The 17,212-nt window shown below is 47.4% G+C and carries 17 protein-coding genes; 8 read left to right on the top strand and 9 right to left on the bottom strand.

Features of this window, described 5'->3' with window-relative positions:
* Positions 1-7: 7 nt before the first annotated feature.
* Positions 8-253 carry a hypothetical protein gene (locus EKM71_RS02970; RefSeq protein WP_057878311.1) on the bottom strand — a complete coding sequence of 82 codons (246 nt, stop codon included), beginning with the start codon at positions 251-253 and terminating at the stop codon, positions 8-10.
* A 158-nt stretch (positions 254-411) separates the two neighbouring features.
* Between EKM71_RS02970 and EKM71_RS02965 the strand changes: the two genes are divergently transcribed.
* Positions 412-1,146 carry a gamma-glutamyl-gamma-aminobutyrate hydrolase family protein gene (locus EKM71_RS02965; RefSeq protein WP_125573188.1) on the top strand — a complete coding sequence of 245 codons (735 nt, stop codon included), beginning with the start codon at positions 412-414 and terminating at the stop codon, positions 1,144-1,146.
* A gap of 78 nt (positions 1,147-1,224) precedes the next feature.
* Positions 1,225-1,881: a YczE/YyaS/YitT family protein gene (locus tag EKM71_RS02960; RefSeq protein WP_125573187.1), complete on the top strand. Its 657-nt coding sequence runs from the start codon at positions 1,225-1,227 to the stop codon at positions 1,879-1,881.
* A 54-nt stretch (positions 1,882-1,935) separates the two neighbouring features.
* Here the strand turns inward: EKM71_RS02960 and EKM71_RS02955 are convergent, their stop codons facing one another.
* On the bottom strand, positions 1,936-2,823 hold the full coding sequence (locus EKM71_RS02955; protein ID WP_125573186.1) for an alpha/beta hydrolase fold domain-containing protein: 888 nt from the start codon (positions 2,821-2,823) through the stop codon (positions 1,936-1,938).
* Between the two features lie 266 nt (positions 2,824-3,089).
* Between EKM71_RS02955 and EKM71_RS02950 the strand changes: the two genes are divergently transcribed.
* On the top strand, positions 3,090-3,884 hold the full coding sequence (locus EKM71_RS02950) for a tyrosine-protein phosphatase (protein WP_125573185.1): 795 nt from the start codon (positions 3,090-3,092) through the stop codon (positions 3,882-3,884).
* Positions 3,885-3,956: 72 nt separating this feature from the next.
* Positions 3,957-4,916, top strand: coding sequence for an alpha/beta hydrolase (locus tag EKM71_RS02945; protein ID WP_125573184.1), 960 nt, complete (start codon positions 3,957-3,959; stop codon positions 4,914-4,916).
* Positions 4,917-5,455: 539 nt separating this feature from the next.
* On the opposite strand, the gene purB is transcribed toward EKM71_RS02945, so the two are convergent.
* Positions 5,456-6,751, bottom strand: coding sequence for an adenylosuccinate lyase (gene purB / locus EKM71_RS02940; RefSeq protein WP_125573183.1), 1,296 nt, complete (start codon positions 6,749-6,751; stop codon positions 5,456-5,458).
* Positions 6,752-7,026: 275 nt separating this feature from the next.
* On the opposite strand from purB, the gene EKM71_RS02935 reads away from it, so the two are divergent.
* Entirely contained in the window at positions 7,027-8,313 is a 1,287-nt protein-coding gene (locus tag EKM71_RS02935; protein ID WP_125573182.1) for an adenylosuccinate synthase, read from the top strand.
* Between the two features lie 21 nt (positions 8,314-8,334).
* Complete coding sequence (locus EKM71_RS02930) at positions 8,335-9,321, top strand: GMP reductase (RefSeq protein WP_125573181.1); 987 nt, start codon at positions 8,335-8,337, stop codon at positions 9,319-9,321.
* A gap of 87 nt (positions 9,322-9,408) precedes the next feature.
* Here the strand turns inward: EKM71_RS02930 and EKM71_RS02925 are convergent, their stop codons facing one another.
* From EKM71_RS02925 to EKM71_RS02915, 3 genes are all read right to left on the bottom strand, one after another.
* Positions 9,409-9,843, bottom strand: coding sequence for a universal stress protein (locus tag EKM71_RS02925; protein ID WP_125573180.1), 435 nt, complete (start codon positions 9,841-9,843; stop codon positions 9,409-9,411).
* A gap of 183 nt (positions 9,844-10,026) precedes the next feature.
* Entirely contained in the window at positions 10,027-10,458 is a 432-nt protein-coding gene (locus EKM71_RS02920; RefSeq protein WP_125573179.1) for a universal stress protein, read from the bottom strand.
* Positions 10,458-12,047: an Nramp family divalent metal transporter gene (locus EKM71_RS02915; protein WP_125573178.1), complete on the bottom strand. Its 1,590-nt coding sequence runs from the start codon at positions 12,045-12,047 to the stop codon at positions 10,458-10,460. Before EKM71_RS02915 ends, EKM71_RS02920 begins: the two co-directional genes overlap by 1 nt.
* 377 nt (positions 12,048-12,424) lie before the next feature.
* On the opposite strand from EKM71_RS02915, the gene EKM71_RS02910 reads away from it, so the two are divergent.
* Positions 12,425-13,078 (top strand): metal-dependent transcriptional regulator, encoded by a 654-nt coding sequence (locus EKM71_RS02910; protein WP_125573177.1) that lies wholly within the window; start codon positions 12,425-12,427, stop codon positions 13,076-13,078.
* Between the two features lie 46 nt (positions 13,079-13,124).
* On the opposite strand, the gene nhaC is transcribed toward EKM71_RS02910, so the two are convergent.
* Entirely contained in the window at positions 13,125-14,564 is a 1,440-nt protein-coding gene (nhaC, locus tag EKM71_RS02905) for a Na+/H+ antiporter NhaC (RefSeq protein ID WP_125573176.1), read from the bottom strand.
* A 357-nt stretch (positions 14,565-14,921) separates the two neighbouring features.
* Positions 14,922-15,452 (bottom strand): GNAT family N-acetyltransferase, encoded by a 531-nt coding sequence (locus EKM71_RS02900; protein WP_125573175.1) that lies wholly within the window; start codon positions 15,450-15,452, stop codon positions 14,922-14,924.
* Between the two features lie 350 nt (positions 15,453-15,802).
* Here EKM71_RS02900 and EKM71_RS02895 point away from each other — a divergent pair, with 350 nt between their 5' ends.
* On the top strand, positions 15,803-16,192 hold the full coding sequence (locus EKM71_RS02895) for a hypothetical protein (protein WP_125573174.1): 390 nt from the start codon (positions 15,803-15,805) through the stop codon (positions 16,190-16,192).
* On the opposite strand, the gene EKM71_RS02890 is transcribed toward EKM71_RS02895, so the two are convergent.
* Positions 16,193-17,056: an aldo/keto reductase gene (locus EKM71_RS02890; RefSeq protein WP_125573173.1), complete on the bottom strand. Its 864-nt coding sequence runs from the start codon at positions 17,054-17,056 to the stop codon at positions 16,193-16,195. It abuts the gene before it with no gap.
* Between the last annotated feature and the right edge of the window lie 156 nt (positions 17,057-17,212).

Here is a 17,212-nt window from a genome sequence, read left to right as displayed (position 1 = left end):
GTGACGCCTAGCTCCGCTTGATGACCAAACGGATATCACCGTCGCCATCAGGGTTCATGTCTTCATGATAATCGAAGTTCGCACTCTGGAAGTATTTCTTGATCTCTTCGTTGAGTGTTTCGATTGGCCGCACGTCTTTGTCTTGTTTCTTTAATAAAAGCGTGTATTCCTTAGAGTCTTCATCGACGTTTTCAAAGCTGTATTCAACCGCTTCGGAATTCAAAATTTCTTGAATCAATTGCCGTTCTGTCATCTTGTTTACCTCGCTTTATTTTATTCCACCTCTCTACTATAAGATTAAACTCAGATTTTGTGAACTATTTCGTCAAGGTTAGGTGACTCAGTGATGACAAGTACCTAGTGAAATGGGTATACTGGGCGGTAAACAACTGTCTGAAAGGAAGCGACGCCATGCGCCCACGAATTGCTTTACCCGCCGACACCCTCGACGAGGCTACCAACATCATTAACGAACGAAATGCTGCCTTTGCCCCTCGACCAGCCGTCGAGGCCATCGTCAAAGCCGGTGGCTTACCCATCATTCTTCCTAGTGTCGATCCCAGTGACGTCGCTGATTACTTGCCCCTATTCGATGGTGTGGCTTTTCTCGGCGGATTCGATGTCGACCCTACCTTCTATCATGAGGAGCCTCACCTACGACTGGGAAAAACCTACCGGAAGCGTGATCTTTTTGAGATCGAACTCTTGCGCCAATCCGTCGCCCAGAACAAGGCCATTCTCGGCATCTGCCGCGGGCTCCAATTGATCAATGTCGGATTGGGTGGCACCCTTTACCAGGATCTCAGCGAAGATCCGACTGCAGAATTAAAGCATAGCCAGGCTGCTATGGGCAATCAACCCAGCCATCACATCACCGTCGATCCAACCAGCGTTCTGAGTGACCTGATGGGCGTTCGACCATACGTTAACTCCCGACATCATCAAGCTGTCAAAGACGTGGCCCCAAGCCTGACCGCAATTGCCAAGGCCGATGACCAGGTCATTGAGGCCCTGGAGTCCACTAATAGCGACCAAATCGTGGCTGTGCAATGGCATCCAGAAAACATGTATAAGCACCACGAAGAGTCCCGTCAGATTTTCGTGAATTTCATCCAGCGTGCCGCCAAGCGTACCCCTAACTTATAAAATTGCAGTAAAGGGCTTTCACTTCCCGTCAACTTCCTCTACACTAGAACATAGACTGAAGGAAGCGAGGGTGAGCTTGTGGCAAAGATGAAGGATTATGGCCAACGAATGCGTTTTTTAGGATTTTCCATCCTATTGAACTCTGCCGCGAACGCACTGACCATCTCTACTAACCTGGGAAGTGCCGTTTGGACCGGGTCGTCGGTCAATCTGTCGAACTGGATTCACGTGCCACTGGGAACCACCCTCTTCCTATATGGCATCGCTGTGACATTACTGAATCAAGCCTTATTAGGTAAATTCGACCGGCGTCGTTTCATCTCCAACCTGCTGTACATTCTGCCTTTTAGTTATTTGGTTGAATGGTTTGGTTACTTCTGGAACTGGCTGGGTGTCAATCAGCTCAACCTGACCGGTCGTATCATTGTCGATATCATTGGCCTTTTTGGGGTCGCCTTCGCCGTATCGATCTATCAACGATGCAATATCATCATGCATCCCAACGACGATCTGGCCTACATCCTGCGATTTAAATACCTGCGGGGATCGGCGGTTCTAGCCCAATGGGTGAGCTACTTGCCACCGCTGACAATTATCGTGCTAGCCTACCTATTTACCGGTGACCTACACGCCATCGGCTTTGGGACGGTCTGGGCGCTCATTACCCAAGGGATTGTCATGGCCTGGGCAGACTTCCACGTCTTCCCTCGCCTAAAACACCACGTGGATGTTTAACCAAATGCGATTGAAAAAGCCATCCGGAATCTTTTCCGGATGGCTTTATTTAGGTTAATTCAATTTTCCCGTCAACACGAACTGCTTAATCTCTTTCAACGTTCGCTTGGTCTCCGGCAAATGGGGCCAGAGAATATAATCGTGAAGCATGGACGCCATGACGTGTGCGGTAAAGGGTGTGCCCTCTGCAGCCGAAAGCTTCTGTAACAGTCGTTCGTCATCGGCTTGGAGTAGCTCATTCGTGCCAAAATACAGCTTAATCTTTCCTAAGTGATCGAAGTTGCCATAGATGGGGCTAACCAAGGGATCCGTGACCGGATATTTGCCAGCGTACTCGTAACCAATGCGTTTCAAGGTTTCCAACGTCAGGAACGGATCATGCTTGGCTGCGGCCGTTAAGTCAGGATTCATCATACTCAGGTCTGTCCACGGCGAGATCAAGATAGTTCCGGCTGGCAGCGGTTCGTCACGTAACGCTAGTTGTTGTAGTAACGTTAACGCTAGTCCACCGCCAGCAGAATCCCCCATTAGAAAGAATTCATCGTCTGGGTATTGTGCACGCAGGTAGCTATAAACGGTCATGACAAACACCACGGTTTCCTCAACTGTGGCTTCCGGTACTAGAGGGTAATCCACATAGGTGATCCGAACATTAGCCTGTTCGATCAGGGACACCATCATTTGTCGATGGCTCGTGGTCCCCTCCATAGTATACGCACCACCATGAAACAGCATGATGTGCTGCGGTTGTGGTGCACCGGACCCCGCGGTCAAGAGACGGCCACCGAAGATGGTTCGCTCCTTAGTTACAATATTAGCCGGAAACTTTTGGGGAACAACGGCCTGATTGCGCCGACTAGGCTGTAAAAATGCCTGCTGCATCTGTTGCTTGAGTTGACTGTGTTTGGTTTTGAAAAGTAGCCATTTTCCACGCAAACTCACGCCTATCACCCTTATCTTTAAACCTTCATCAATTCTCGAAACTCTCTCGTCTAATCCTGTCTACTGGCAAGGCTTAATCCCTGCCAACTAGCCGTGAGCGATCTATTTTCTCAGTCTCATCACGACCAAAATTTAGCCGAACACATAGTGTCAGTATACAGCGTTTGGGGACAAAACGCCTCCCTCAGAATCAATTACTAGGTAATTTCTTGAAAAACCGGTAGAATAGGACGGGTAACAAACAATATTTGAAAGGGTGGGAACACATGACAAATAATCGAATGCTAGATGTGACCGGAGGGATTAACTTCCGCGAATTGGGAGGGTACCCCACAATTGATGGGCACACCGTTAAATGGCATAAATTAGTTCGAACCGCCGGCTTAGCGGACCTCACCCCCGCTGACCAACAACACCTCAGTGATTATGGGGTTATTACCGACGTTGATTTCCGTTCCAAGGATGAGCAACGTCAGGCACCCGATAAGGTCCCGGCTGGTGTCACCTACCGCTTTCTGCCGGTCTTCCCAGCTGATGATGAAACCGACGCATCGGCTAGTCAAGAAGAGCTGGCCGCCCGTTTCTCGAAGAACGATCAGGCCGGTCACCTGCACATGCTGGATGTTTACCGCCAGATGATTACCCTGCAGACCGCCCAAGAAGCCTATCATGATTTCTTTGCGACTTTGCTAGCTAACGAGCAACTTGACCAGTCCGTCCTCTTCCACTGTACAGCTGGTAAGGACCGGACCGGGATTGGCGCCTTCTTTGCAATGAGTGCTTTAGGCGTCGACCCTCAGATTATTCGTCAAGACTACCTATTGACCAATCAGGCTGTCGCTCCTCGCGTGAACCGTCAGGCTGCCGAGGCCAAAGCTCAAGGCTTAAACGAGACCTTTGTCACCAATATGCGCGCCCTGTACACTGTAAATGCAGACTACTTTGATTCTGCTATGAAAATCATCAACACGCAGTACGGTGGGACTCAGGATTATTTACATGACGTCCTCAATGTCTCCAATGGCGACATCAAGGATTTGAAGAAACTCTACCTAGACTAAGTGAGCGCCAGACTACCCGTCAAACACGGTTAGTCTGGCTTTTTAACCCCTTACCAGAAAGGACCTGATTAGATGAAAAAGAAAACATTGACTTGGGCACTGCCCCTTGTCGGATTGGCTGCAACCTCTTTAATTGCCAGTGAACGCCTGTTTAACTTTGCCTTCAAGCGGGTCAACTACGTTCCTGAGACCTCCGCTGATAAGCAAAAATACGCAGATGCCTACTATGCCTACGTTGATTGGTTTCAGCAGGTTAAGAAGGAAAAATGGTATCTCCACGAACATGATCCTAAAAACAGAATGGTTGCCGAATATATTCCGGCCGAAACGCCTAGCCATAAAACAGTTATTATCTCCCATGGTTATAAGGGAAATGGCGAAACCATGGCGAACTTCGCTCAGATGTATCACCAGTTAGGCTTTAACGTTCTTCTGCCAGACGACCGTGGGCACGGTGAGAGTGCCGGCAAGTACATCAGCTTCGGTTGGCTTGACCGCTTGGATTATCTACAATGGATCCAACAAGTCATCGACCGTGCTGATGCGAACGTTAAGATTCTTCTATTTGGTGTCAGCATGGGGGGCGCCACGATGGAAATGCTCTCTGGCGAAACATTGCCTGATCAGGTCAAAGCAATCATCGCTGACTGTGGCTACTCTAGCATCGAAGCGGAGCTCACCTATCTGCTCAAACGCCAATTTCATTTACCCAAGTATCCGATCGAGCCATTGGTCAGCACCATTTCTAAACGACGCCTCGGCTATTATCTAGGGGATGTCACCGCCACCGATCAATTAAAGAAAAATAAACGACCGATTCTCTTTATTCACGGGGAACGGGACGTCTACGTTCCTGTGGGGATGGCCTACGAGAACTACGCCGCTACCCACGCGCCAAAACAACTCTGGATCGTTCGCAACGCCTCACATGCTGAGAGTTTCTGGATCAACCCAGACCGTTATCGCGCTCACGTGACCGAGTTTTTAAAAACCTACTTTGACAGTTCCGTCGAAGAAAAATCACAGGTTTAGACTTCCTTTAACAAATGATCTAAAAGTCGTCACAGTCTGACCCCTTTTCTCGTCACAAAGTCCGGGTATAGTTATCATCATAGTAATTAGCCAATAGCTGTTACTAGTCAAATTCTATATCCAATCCCTTTTAGATTCTCTCCCCCAAAGAGAATCTGATCATGGGTTAGGTTCCCTCAAGCCTAACCACTCCTCTAACTGAGCGTCACTCCCCCTAAGTGACCTCACTCCTCAATCAAAAACCACCGCATCCTCCTCCCCGGAGTGTGCGGTGGTTTTTGGCTCGTCCAGTAGTATACCTAACTTATCATTTAAGTAAATCGTTATGAGGCAAAGTTAATTAATGGCCATCTATCGTAGATGAGCTGAGAAAGGCCTCGATTCAGCCGTATAAAGCCTAGCGGGCAGAACCAATTTCTTTTGGCACACGTTTCAGCTATATCAACTTGCAGACGTAAAGCGGTTTCGGAATACTTCCGGATTTCAAACAAAAAGAACTCCTAATGAGTTCTTTTTGTTTTGTCCTCATAATTTTGGAATTAATTTAAGCCAAGCCGTTTAAAAATCAAATCAATTCGCCGCAAATGGTAATGATAGTCAAAAGCATCGGCGATCTGATCCGGCGTCAGCCGTGCAGTAATGTCTGCGTTAGCCTCAACTAATGGCCGAAACTGAACCTGTTGATCCCAAGCTTGGGCCGTCAACGGTTGAACCAGGTCGTACGCGTCCTCACGACTCAACCCAGATTCAATTAACTTCAACAGTAGCCGTTGACTGTAAATCAGACCATAAGTGCGATTCATATTTGCCAGCATCGTCTCTGGAAAAACATCTAAGTTGGTCAAAATACGATTGATTCGATGCAACATGTAATCCAGTAACGTTGTACTCTCCGGTAAAATCATACGTTCTGCGGAAGAATGAGAGATGTCACGTTCATGCCAGAGACTGACGTCTTCATAAGCTGTCACCATGGTTCCCCGCAAAACCCGTGCCAAACCCGTCACATTTTCAGAACCAATCGGGTTACGTTTGTGTGGCATCGCTGAGGATCCCTTCTGGCCGGGGTTAAAATGTTCTTCAACCTCATGAATCTCCGAACGTTGCAGGCCACGAATCTCAGTGGCAATGTTCTCTACACTCGTCCCAATCAGAGCTAAGGTCGCGACATAATCAGCATGGAGATCGCGTGGTAAGACCTGACTAGCAATGGGCTGTGGCGTTAGACCTAAGTTCTCACAAACGTAGGTTTCAACCTCAGGTGGTACGTTAGCAAACGTCCCGACGGCCCCACTGATTTTACCGGTCTCGACGCCAGCTGTCACTCGATCAAACCGATCCAAGTTACGTTGCATCTCCGCGTAGAAGCGAGCAATCTTCAAGCCAAACGTTGTCGGTTCAGCTTGAACCCCATGGGTCCGGCCGATCATGACCGTATCCTTATATTGTCGCGCCATATTGCCAAGTGTTTCAATCAATGTCGTCAAGCTCTGTCGAATTTGCGTATTCGCTTGCTTTAACCGAACCCCCTGCGCCGTGTCTACGACGTCGGTACTCGTAACCCCAAAGTGAATCCACTTGCGTTCAGCCCCGAGAGATTCTGAAACATTTCGCGTGAAGGCAACCATATCATGATGGGTGACCGCTTCAATTTCAGCGATGCGGTCAACGTCAAATGTCGCGTGTTCGCGAATCTTCTGGGCATCGGCGACTGGTACCTCACCGACCTGAGCCCAGGCTTCATCAATGGCAACTTCGACAGCCAGCCAGGATTGATACTGATTTTCTAATGACCAAATTTGGCCCATTTCCGGACGGGTATAACGTTCTAACATGCGTTTCCTCCTATATCAGAAAAGAATTAAAAGACGAACATTAATTTTATAGTTAGTGTATTACGCCATTGGCTATCATATCATAGTTCATCCCATTTTAGCCAGCATCCAACGACTATTTAAGGGGATAATTCGTTTCTTCGCTGAATATTCAGAACTTTTATCACTATTTATTTAAAAATAGTTCGCATTTCGCTTGATTTTTAAATCCGAACTTGGTACACTGAATCTTGCTGGGCGTTCGGCTCAGTAAAATAAAGCGATGAGGTGTTGTTATGTCATCAACAGTAGTAGTTGGTAGTCAATGGGGCGATGAAGGTAAAGGAAAGATCACGGATTTTCTAAGTGAGAAGGCTGATGTCATTGCCCGCTACCAGGGTGGTGATAACGCCGGTCATACTATCGTCTTTAACGGTCAGACTTTCAAATTACGCTTGATTCCTTCTGGAATTTTCTACGCGGATAAATTGAGTGTCATCGGTAACGGTGTTGTCGTCAATCCAAAGTCACTGATTGAAGAACTGACTTACCTCCACGAAAATGGCGTCTCGACCGACAATCTTCGGATTTCTGATCGCGCTCACGTGATTCTGCCCTATCACATCTTGTTAGATCAGGCTCAAGAAAAGGCCAAGGAAAACAAGATTGGTACCACCAACAAGGGAATCGGTCCAGCTTATATGGATAAGGCCGAACGAATCGGAATTCGAATTGCGGATCTATTGGATCACGACATTTTCGCCGATAAATTACGTCAAAACTTAATTGAAAAAAATAACGTGTTAACCAAACTCTACAACGTCGCACCACTCGATTTTGACGACGTCTTCAATGAATACTACGCCTTGGGTCAACAAATCAAGAGTCACGTTACCGACACATCCGTGGTCATCAACGATGCCATCGATGCCGGTAAGAATGTCCTGTTTGAAGGTGCTCAAGGGGTCATGTTAGATATCGATCACGGGACTTACCCATTCGTGACGTCCTCAAACCCGGTTGCAGGTGGCGTAACTATTGGTGCCGGTGTTGGCCCAACTAAGATTGATCACGTCGTCGGTGTCTGCAAAGCTTACACGTCTCGCGTCGGTGACGGCCCATTCCCAACCGAATTATTCGATGAAATCGGCGACACTATTCGAGAAACCGGCCACGAATACGGAACAGTTACGAAACGTCCTCGTCGAATTGGTTGGTTCGACAGCGTTGTCCTTCGCCACGCCAAGCGTGTTTCTGGACTGACAACCCTGTCCCTCAACTGTCTCGATGTCCTGACCGGTCTCAAGACTGTCAAGATCTGCAAAGCTTACAGCTTGAATGGCGAAACCATCTATCACTACCCAGCTAGTCTAACTGCCTTAGCCGCCTGCGAACCCATTTACGAAGAACTCCCAGGCTGGACTGAAGACATTACCCAGTGCAAGTCTATCGAAGACCTGCCAATCAACGCACAAAACTATGTGAAGCGCCTGACCGAACTCGTCGGTGTCGACATTGCAACTCTGTCTGTCGGTCCCGACCGTGAACAAACTAATGTGCTCCAATCCGTTTGGAACGCCTAACCTTATCAAGGAGTGATTGCCATGCATCCAACCGAAGTGTTTGACTACGAAGATATTCAACTTGTTCCCAACAAATGCGTCATCGATAGTCGTTCTGAAGCCGATACCAGCATCGAATTTGGGCCCCATCGGTTCAAAATTCCAGTTGTTCCGGCCAATATGGAAACGGTCATTAACGAACCGTTAGCCATTTGGCTTGCACAAAATGACTACTTCTATGTGATGCACCGTTTCCAGCCCAAAGAACGGCGGGGTTTCATTGCCCGGATGCATGCCAAGTCACTCTTTGCTTCCATCAGTGTGGGGGTTAAACCCGATGAACAGACTTTCATCGATGAACTGGCAGAAGCCGACCTAATTCCCGAATATATCACGATTGATATTGCCCACGGCCACAGTGATGCCGTCATCCGAATGATTAAGAAGATTAAGACAACCATGCCCTCGACCTTCTTGATTGCCGGTAATGTCGGTACACCTGAAGCCGTGCGCGAACTGGAAAACGCTGGCGCAGACGCCACTAAGGTTGGTATTGGACCTGGTAAGGCCTGCATCACCAAGCTCAAAACTGGTTTCGGTACTGGTGGCTGGCAATTAGCCGCCCTGCGACTCTGTGCCAAGGCCGCTCGCAAGCCCATCATCGCCGATGGTGGGATCCGTTACAACGGTGATATCGCCAAGTCTGTGCGCTTCGGCGCCAGCATGGTGATGATTGGATCCATGCTCGCCGGTCACGAACAGTCGCCTGGTAACCTTCTAACCATTGACGGCCGGACCTTCAAGCAGTACTGGGGTTCTGCTTCTGAAAAACAAAAGGGTGCTTATCGTAATGTAGAAGGTAAGCAGATGTTAGTGCCATTCCGTGGTGACATTGCCAATACCCTGAATGCCATGCACGAAGACCTGCAATCTTCTATTTCTTATGCTGGTGGACGCAATCTGCTCGACATTCGGACGGTGGATTATGTCATCGTGAAGAGTTCCATCATGAATGGTGACAGCTACTAACGCTTAATTTAACGAAAGTCCCACGAGGATCCTGGTGATCTTCGTGGGACTTTTTTTATTATGTCGCCCAAATAACCACAATCCGCTTTAATGCCGCACCACCATCACGGAAACTGGGGCATATTTTGCCATGTACGCCGCCTGACTTCCGAAGTGACGACTAACACCCTTCTTAGCCAGCGACCCAATAATTAAGAGATCAGGTTTAACGTCTGGAATGACATCTTTCACGATGGTCTCGCCGGGTTCCCCTTCTGCCACCATCATACGAACATCGGCGACGCCAGCCGATTCGGCAGCCTTCTGGTAGTCACGCACGTGTTCCTCAAGCTCATCGAATTCGCCATGAATATAGTCCTTATCCAGGGCCTCATAAATATTCATCTTATCGGCCTCGAGTACCGATACAATCACAAGTTCCGCATCATCACGTTTCGCCTGTTGAATCGCGTAACGAAACGCTAACAAGGCATCTTCCGAATCATCGACCCCCACCAAAATCCGTTTAAATATGGTTGTCATGACAATCCCCCCTACTCTAAAATCACTAACGATACCCACATCCTTAGTTAGCCACAGTGTACCGTATTATTACCTACGAACCATTAATTCTGGTTCTGTTACGTCAGGCGTTTAATTATCCTCCAATACAAAAAAAGGCCCTCGCAATCGCGAGGACCTTGCCTTAACAAAATTTACTTTGGCTTAACGCACAACCATTACAGAAATCTTGGCGTACTTTGCCATATAGGCCGCCTGGCTCCCAAAGTGCCGGCTGACACCCTTCTTGGCAATTGAACCGATAACCAATAAATCTGGTTCCACGTGAGGAATGACGTTCTTCACGATCGTTTCCCCAGGTTCACCTTCTGCAACGACAACCTTAAGAGCAGTCAAACCAGCATCTTCGGCTTGCTTCTGATAGGTCTTGATGTGCGCCTTCAGCGCATCACGTTCGCCATGGATGTAGTCACTATCCAGGGCCTGATAAATGTTCATGTCATCGTTTTCCAACACGGACACAATCACCAATTCCGCTTGGTCACGCTTGGCTTGATGAATCGCATAGTCGAACGCTAGAAGAGCGTCTTCGGAGTCATCCACACCAACTAAAATTCGTTTAAAAGTGGTTGCCATTATTTGGCCTCCTTGTCGGTTGTGCCTTTAGCATCAGCAGCTAATTGGGCCTCTAACCGCTGACTACCAAGGTGAAGTTCCCAGATCGTCCAAACTAACAAGGCCAGAATTGCAGCATCCAGGCCGTAGGCAATGCTATTGGCAACTGCCATCTGACTTGTCGTAATACCATCCCCATAAAAGGCTTGAACTGAAGCCGGCATATTAATCAGATTAAGACCCGTTAGCAAGAGGACGGAAATCCATCCCAAAATCTTGATCCACAATGAGTTCTTAAACCGTTGCCCCATCTCAACCTTGCTGTCCGTCATCATCAGCAACGGCAGCATCGAGAACGGTAAAGCAAAGGCTAAGAAGACTTGCGAATTATTCATTAAATCGTTTAACGCTTCATGTTCATCAATTGCACTCTTCCCACTAGTCAACAGAACACAGATAATTACTGGAATTACAGATATCAACCGGGTGACCAAACGGCGTAACCACAGTGGCATTCGCATGTGAACAAAGCCTTCCATGATGACTTGCCCAGTCAAAGTTCCCGTAATTGTTGAATTCTGACCTGAAGCCAGCAAGGCGACAGCAAATAGCGTTGAGAGGACACCAGTCCGTGCAACACTGGCCAGGACACCGTTACTCATGGTGCTAGTGTCAGACAAGGCTTGGAACAAGCCGAAGAATGAAGGATCCTTGACAGACCCACTCTTGAACACAGCAACCCCCATGACCAAGAGGAGAGCATTAACAAAGAAAGCCAGTGTCAGTTGGATGTTGGAATCCCAGCTGGTAAAGCGAACCGTTCTTGCCACATCTTCCTCGTCATTATGGTCAATCTCACGTGTTTGTGAGATGGCGGAGTGCAGGTACAGGTTATGTGGCATTACCGTCGCCCCAATGATCCCTAAGGATCCACTAAGTGGCGTTTGTCCCCCAATGTGTGGCGTAGAAGAAATTGTCTTCATGCTTGGAATCAATCCGGCAAAGACGCCACCCCAGTTAGGTGATGACAAGGCCACTTCGTAGGCAAAGACGACCAGGATCACCAAAATTAAACAAACCACAATGGCTTCGATCTTCCGAAACCCAATCTTGGTTAATAACAATAAGAGCAAAACATCTAAAACCGTAATAAATACCGCAATAATTAACGGAATGTGGAACAGCAGATACAGAGCAATTGCGGCCCCAATAACTTCGGCAATATCAGTTGCCATGATGGCAAACTCCGTCATGATCCATAAAACGATCCCGAGGGATTTGCTGGTTCTGGCCCGAATGGCTTGGGCCAAATCCATCTGACTCACGATACCAAGTTTAGCTGCCATGTATTGCAGTAACATCGCAATCAAACTTGAGATCAAGATAATTGACATCAATAGATATTGAAAGTTTTGACCACCGGTAATTGACGTAGACCAGTTACCTGGATCCATGTATCCCACTGCGACTAATGCGCCAGGCCCCGAATACATAAATAATGTTTTCCAGAACCCCTTACCCTTCGGTACTTTGACGGTACCGTTGATTTCTTCGAGTGATCGCCCGTTGGCGTACTCAATGAGCTTATGTTTCTTTGGTGTATCGCTCATAACTAAAACCCCCTTCTATCTCCTACACAGATCATTGTACCTTAATGTTCAGACAAATCAAATAGAATTTTAGGGTGACATAACATTTATTTGTCCGGATATTAATAAATTTATGCTTATATATAGCGCTTTCATATTGATTTCCCGCCAATCTAGCCGCCATGCTATCTCGATACAATTTCGATCAAATATTCGAAAATTTTAATAACAAACGCTACTCTATCAACATTTTCGTTTTGAACAATCGAATTTCCCCAAATAGATTTAGCCTCTTAAAAAAAGGGTTGCTTTTTCACACAGCAATCGTTAAAGTTCTAAATGAGAACTAATTTTTTAGGCACACTTAAACTTTCAACAACTTTGGGGAGTTGATGACCATGTTACGTCAACAAAATAAATACCTGCGAATCATTGCCGAGTGTAACTTTGCTCGACCGCGTGTCAGCAATAAACAAGTCATTCGTTTCGCTCAGGTATCACCCGCATCCGTCACGGAGATGACTCGCCACTTACAACGAGCCGGCTGGGTCCATCGCCGGCGTTACACTGGGGTGACTCTGACCACCAAAGGCCGTCATCTGGCAGGAAAACTTCTCATCCGCTACCGTCTCTGTGAAGTTTTCTTAGCACAACAACTCAACCTACCATTACCGCTAATTCCTAAGCAAGCCTGGGCGATGTCGGCAACTCTGACACCAGAAACCACCACGGCTCTGGCAACTTTCTTGGATCACCCACAGACCAGTCCCTTCGGTGGCAGTCTCAACCCCACCGAAGTTCTAAATGACTCGCAGATGACTCGACTCAGTGAAGTCAATCCTGATACAACGGTTGTCTTTCACCACTATTTAGAGACACCGGATATGATCACCTACCTAGAACATTTAGCGCTACCATTAGGCCAACCCATCCATCTCATCAAGCAAGATCCAGCACTCAATCTGCTCTACATTGACTGGCCCGATCACCCTGCCATTTCACTGGATCTCGCCGCTGCAGACTATATCTACACCCAAGTACCAGCCGACTAAAAAAGCCCGAGATAATATCTCGAGCTTTTTTGCTAATCATTAAATTTTAACGACCACTCGCCGCCATCGTTGCGGATGTCGTACTCTGATCGTCTGAGGCAGGTAGCCGCTTTAGACCAACACCGGTAAACCCACTCAGGATAGAGAAGACTGGGGAAAGTAGACTGAAGAAACAGAATGGCAAGTAGGCTAACGTGGAAACCCCCAACGTGTTGGCAGCGAAGACGGCCGCAACACCCCAAGGAACCAAGTAATTAATCACAGTTCCGCCATCTTCTAAGACTCGGCTCAAGGCAAGGTTGTCCAAGCCATGGTCGTTGAAGGTCTGCTTGAAGGCCTTCCCAGGTAAGATAACGGAGAGGTATTGTTCCCCAACAAAGATGTTAACCCCAATTCCGGAGAGAATAGCTGCCGTTACCACAGCCCCCGTTCCCTTCAAACGCTTGGCCAATGGCACCATGGCAGTCTGAATGATGTTAAACTTCATCAGCAGGCCTCCTAAGGTCAAAGTCAGAATAATCAGGGATACGGTCGACATCATGGCACTGATCCCACCACGAGTCAGTAAGGCATCAACACTAGCGTTTCCGGTTTTAGCGACGAAACCAGATTCGATCATGGTTGCCACACTCTTCAGTGACGTACTTGGTTTTTCAATAAAGATCATGACGACACCTAAGACGACGTTCAAGAACAAAGTCGCAATGGCCGGAATCTTCCGCCAAGCGCAGACAAACATCACAATGATAGGTAAAGCAGCCCACCAGGTAATCGTAAAGTGCGTATTTAACGTGGTAATCGTTGAATTAATCTTGCCTAAGGCGTTCGTATCTGAGGCACCACTTCCCATGAAGAAGTACAGGATAAGCGAAACAATGAAAGCGGGAATCGTTGACCACATCAGGTTCTTGATGTGCGCGAAGAGTTCAGACTCGGCAATCGCTGAAGCCAGGTTGGTTGAATCAGACAAGGGTGACGTCTTATCCCCAAAAATGGCACCAGAGATGATGGCCCCAGCAACTAAGGCTGGATTGAATCCCATTGTGGTCCCCATCCCGAAGAGCGCAATTCCAATTGTAGAGATGATGGTAAAGGCACTTCCGATAGAAGTTCCGATGATAGCACAAACTAGAAAGACGGAAGGAACGAACCACTGAGCGGAAATCAAGTGGAACCCAAAGACCATCATAGAAGGAATAATGCCAGCAGCAATCCAGACACTGATTAGTGCCCCGATTAACAGAAAGATGAAGATGGGAATAATCCCCGTCTTAATACCATCGATAATCCCATTATGGATATCATCCCATTCTGCCCCTCGTAGCTTTGCCCAAAGCATAACTAAGGCAATCACCAGGAGCACGGGCGTCATGGGAGAAAGACCAAATTTAATGACACCCAGTCCCATCACCAATAACATTACTAATAAAATCGTTAGGGCTTCGCCAAAGCTAACAGCCCGCCATTCTTTTTTGTTTTCTCTCATCAAAATCGCTCCTCTTATGAATTATGCTGAATTTAAAGTATAAAAAAATCGCCCCCGCTGCAATCATCATTGCAACAGGGACGATTAGACTTCAACCGTGGTACCACCCAGCTTGAGAGACTGGTTCTAGACCCAGTCAACTCCACTCACTAGAAGGTAACGGTTCTAGTTATTCTCCGCCTGCCGTAACAGGACATTCCACTGTATTTCGTCGTAATCACCCTGATCGGTTCGCAGCAACCACCGACTTTCTGACCCACAGATGACACGCTACTTGGTAATGGAAATTAGCGTTCGTTATTTGATTGATTTGATAATAGCACGATGAGAAAAGACCGTCAACCTCTAATCCAAAATTTAGTTAAAGGCAGCTGGGTATTCCAACATACCACCAACATGGGCCAGAGCCCCGGGGGTCAAGGGCTTAATCAAACTGTTCCCCATAGGAACAGGTAACGTGTTATGAATGGCAAAATCTTCTGCCATGACATAGCCACGACGACCATAATAGGTCGTGTCACCGACAACACTGACGGCTCCAAAACCAGCTTGACGAGCCCGTGCCTCCAGCTCACTCAAAAGTTCACTGCCGATCGCTTGTCCTTGCCAGTCCGGAGCAACGGCTAAGGGGGCCAAGGCAACAATCGTTGTCGTGTGCCAGTTTCCCCGAATCGTGACGGGACTCAATAAGCCATGAGCCACCACATGGTCAATTGAAGGCTTGGCTACAACCTCTAGGCTTGGTTGATAATCATAGGTATCGCGGATTCGATGAATCAGATCGACCTCGTTCCCCGTACTTTCAGCAACGGGAGCGAAAGCGGCGGCAACCACTTGGTCTACCTGATCGTAATCCATCGGCTGAATGGTTTCAAAACTCAAATTCAATTCGTCACCCTCTCAATCTCTAAGCAATTTTCATCTGCGCTTACTATCTTTACTGTGATTAATGTATCTGCAGCTAAAATCAGCATTCATGTATATATTCACTAAATTTGAATAAAATCAATTACACGATCCATTAATCAATTAATCCGGTAACGGACAAGGCCCAATCGCCTCGTATCCGCCAATCCGTGACCACAAATACCCGGTCACATCTAACAATACTGTGTTATTATACACGTCTAGGCCTTCAATGGGGAAAGTTTACTAGACCATTTAATAAAATCGCTTGAAATTCACCTGATAAACCACGTAAGATTAGACCAAACCAAACGAGAATTGAGGAACCTATTATGACACATAAACAAACCTGGGCTATCGTCTCAACTGTGATTTACGTCGCCTTTATCTTAGCTGCTGTTCTCACTGGCTTTTTAAATCCCAGCCAAATTGGCCTTGAATGGACCATCTTTTGGGTCGTCGTTGTGGCCGGCCTTTGCTACTATTTTTATTTTAAAAACGTCAGCTATCGCGAAGTCATTTACTACGCAAAAAAACTAGGTTATCACAAGGATGACCTAGTCGCTTTAGTTCCTAAATTAAAGGAGACCCAGGACGTTCCCGACCCAGATCATCCTCATTTTTTTAGTCCCTTCGCCGGGATTCCTCTAGCAGTGACTAATCGACTCACTGAACAATTGGAACCCCTCGCCAAGAAACAACAGATTCCGCCTTACCGATAATTACTTCCGGCCGTCGTAAGTCTGAGACTGCTTTAACCATGCCTCATCCGCTGGATCGGGACCAACTCGTTTGCCAGCATCGAGGGCACTGATGGCCCGCATTTCATCCTCATCCAAACCAAAGGCAAAGATGTCGCGGTTCTGTTGGATGCGATCCTTATGCGTTGACTTAGGAATCACAATTTCTTCCCGTTGCACGTGCCAACGTAAGATGATCTGAGCGGCACTCACATCGTGAGCCGCTGCTAACTCATTGATAACTGGGTCCGTCAGTGCGTTGTTACGACCACCACCGAGTGGACTCCAGGCTTCATGCAAGATGCCTTGTGTCTCCAGGTAGTCATGCAATTCCTTCTGCTGGAAGTACGGGTGCGTCTCAATCTGATCGACCACTGGCTTAACTGTGGCGGTCTCCATCAATTTCTCAATGTGTGAGCGGTTGAAGTTTGAGACCCCAATATTCTTAATCTTACCGGCCTTGTAGAGGTCTTCCATAGCCCGCCAGCTTTCAGTAAAGCCGGGTGCTGGCCAATGAATTAGGAACATATCAAGATAGTCAAAGCCCAACTTGTCCAGGGTCCGTTGGAAGGCCGCCTTGGTCTCATCGTAACCCCGCTCGTTGTTCCAAAGCTTAGACGTCACGAAGATATCCTCACGTTTGACATCACTCTCGCGAATCGCCTCACCAACCCACTGTTCGTTACCATAGTATGCAGCGGTGTCAATGTGGCGGTAGCCCGCAGCCAGGGCCCATTTAACGGCATCCTTGGTATCTTCGGCGTTATCCACCTGGAATACCCCTAATCCCAATTGGGGAATGCGGTTATTGTTATTTAAAGGTAATACTGGAATTTCATTGTGCAAAATTAAAACCACCTTTCAAACTTTGATCCACTCCTATCATACAATACACGTCCCTTTTTCGGTGGCCAAAAGATTAGAAATGTGGCAAATGAGACGTTAACATTTTCTTCTGATCACTTTTTGAGGTACTATGGAAGGTGTGGTAGTTTGTCGTCT

The sequence above is a fragment of the Levilactobacillus huananensis genome (assembly GCF_003946145.1).
GTDB lineage: Bacteria > Bacillota > Bacilli > Lactobacillales > Lactobacillaceae > Levilactobacillus > Levilactobacillus huananensis.
This window is presented reverse-complemented; position numbering and strand designations above follow the sequence as displayed.

Coding starts and splice junctions, on each gene's coding strand:
- EKM71_RS02950 (WP_125573185.1), top strand. CDS start 3,090: ATGACAAATAATCGAATGCTAGATGTGACCGGAGGGATTAACTTCCGC.
- EKM71_RS02970 (WP_057878311.1), bottom strand. CDS start 253: ATGACAGAACGGCAATTGATTCAAGAAATTTTGAATTCCGAAGCGGTT.
- nhaC (WP_125573176.1), bottom strand. CDS start 14,564: ATGAGAGAAAACAAAAAAGAATGGCGGGCTGTTAGCTTTGGCGAAGCC.
- EKM71_RS02925 (WP_125573180.1), bottom strand. CDS start 9,843: ATGACAACCATATTTAAACGGATTTTGGTGGGGGTCGATGATTCGGAA.
- purB (WP_125573183.1), bottom strand. CDS start 6,751: ATGTTAGAACGTTATACCCGTCCGGAAATGGGCCAAATTTGGTCATTA.
- EKM71_RS02945 (WP_125573184.1), top strand. CDS start 3,957: ATGAAAAAGAAAACATTGACTTGGGCACTGCCCCTTGTCGGATTGGCT.
- EKM71_RS02930 (WP_125573181.1), top strand. CDS start 8,335: ATGCATCCAACCGAAGTGTTTGACTACGAAGATATTCAACTTGTTCCC.
- EKM71_RS02920 (WP_125573179.1), bottom strand. CDS start 10,458: ATGGCAACCACTTTTAAACGAATTTTAGTTGGTGTGGATGACTCCGAA.
- EKM71_RS02915 (WP_125573178.1), bottom strand. CDS start 12,047: ATGAGCGATACACCAAAGAAACATAAGCTCATTGAGTACGCCAACGGG.
- EKM71_RS02910 (WP_125573177.1), top strand. CDS start 12,425: ATGTTACGTCAACAAAATAAATACCTGCGAATCATTGCCGAGTGTAAC.
- EKM71_RS02895 (WP_125573174.1), top strand. CDS start 15,803: ATGACACATAAACAAACCTGGGCTATCGTCTCAACTGTGATTTACGTC.
- EKM71_RS02935 (WP_125573182.1), top strand. CDS start 7,027: ATGTCATCAACAGTAGTAGTTGGTAGTCAATGGGGCGATGAAGGTAAA.
- EKM71_RS02965 (WP_125573188.1), top strand. CDS start 412: ATGCGCCCACGAATTGCTTTACCCGCCGACACCCTCGACGAGGCTACC.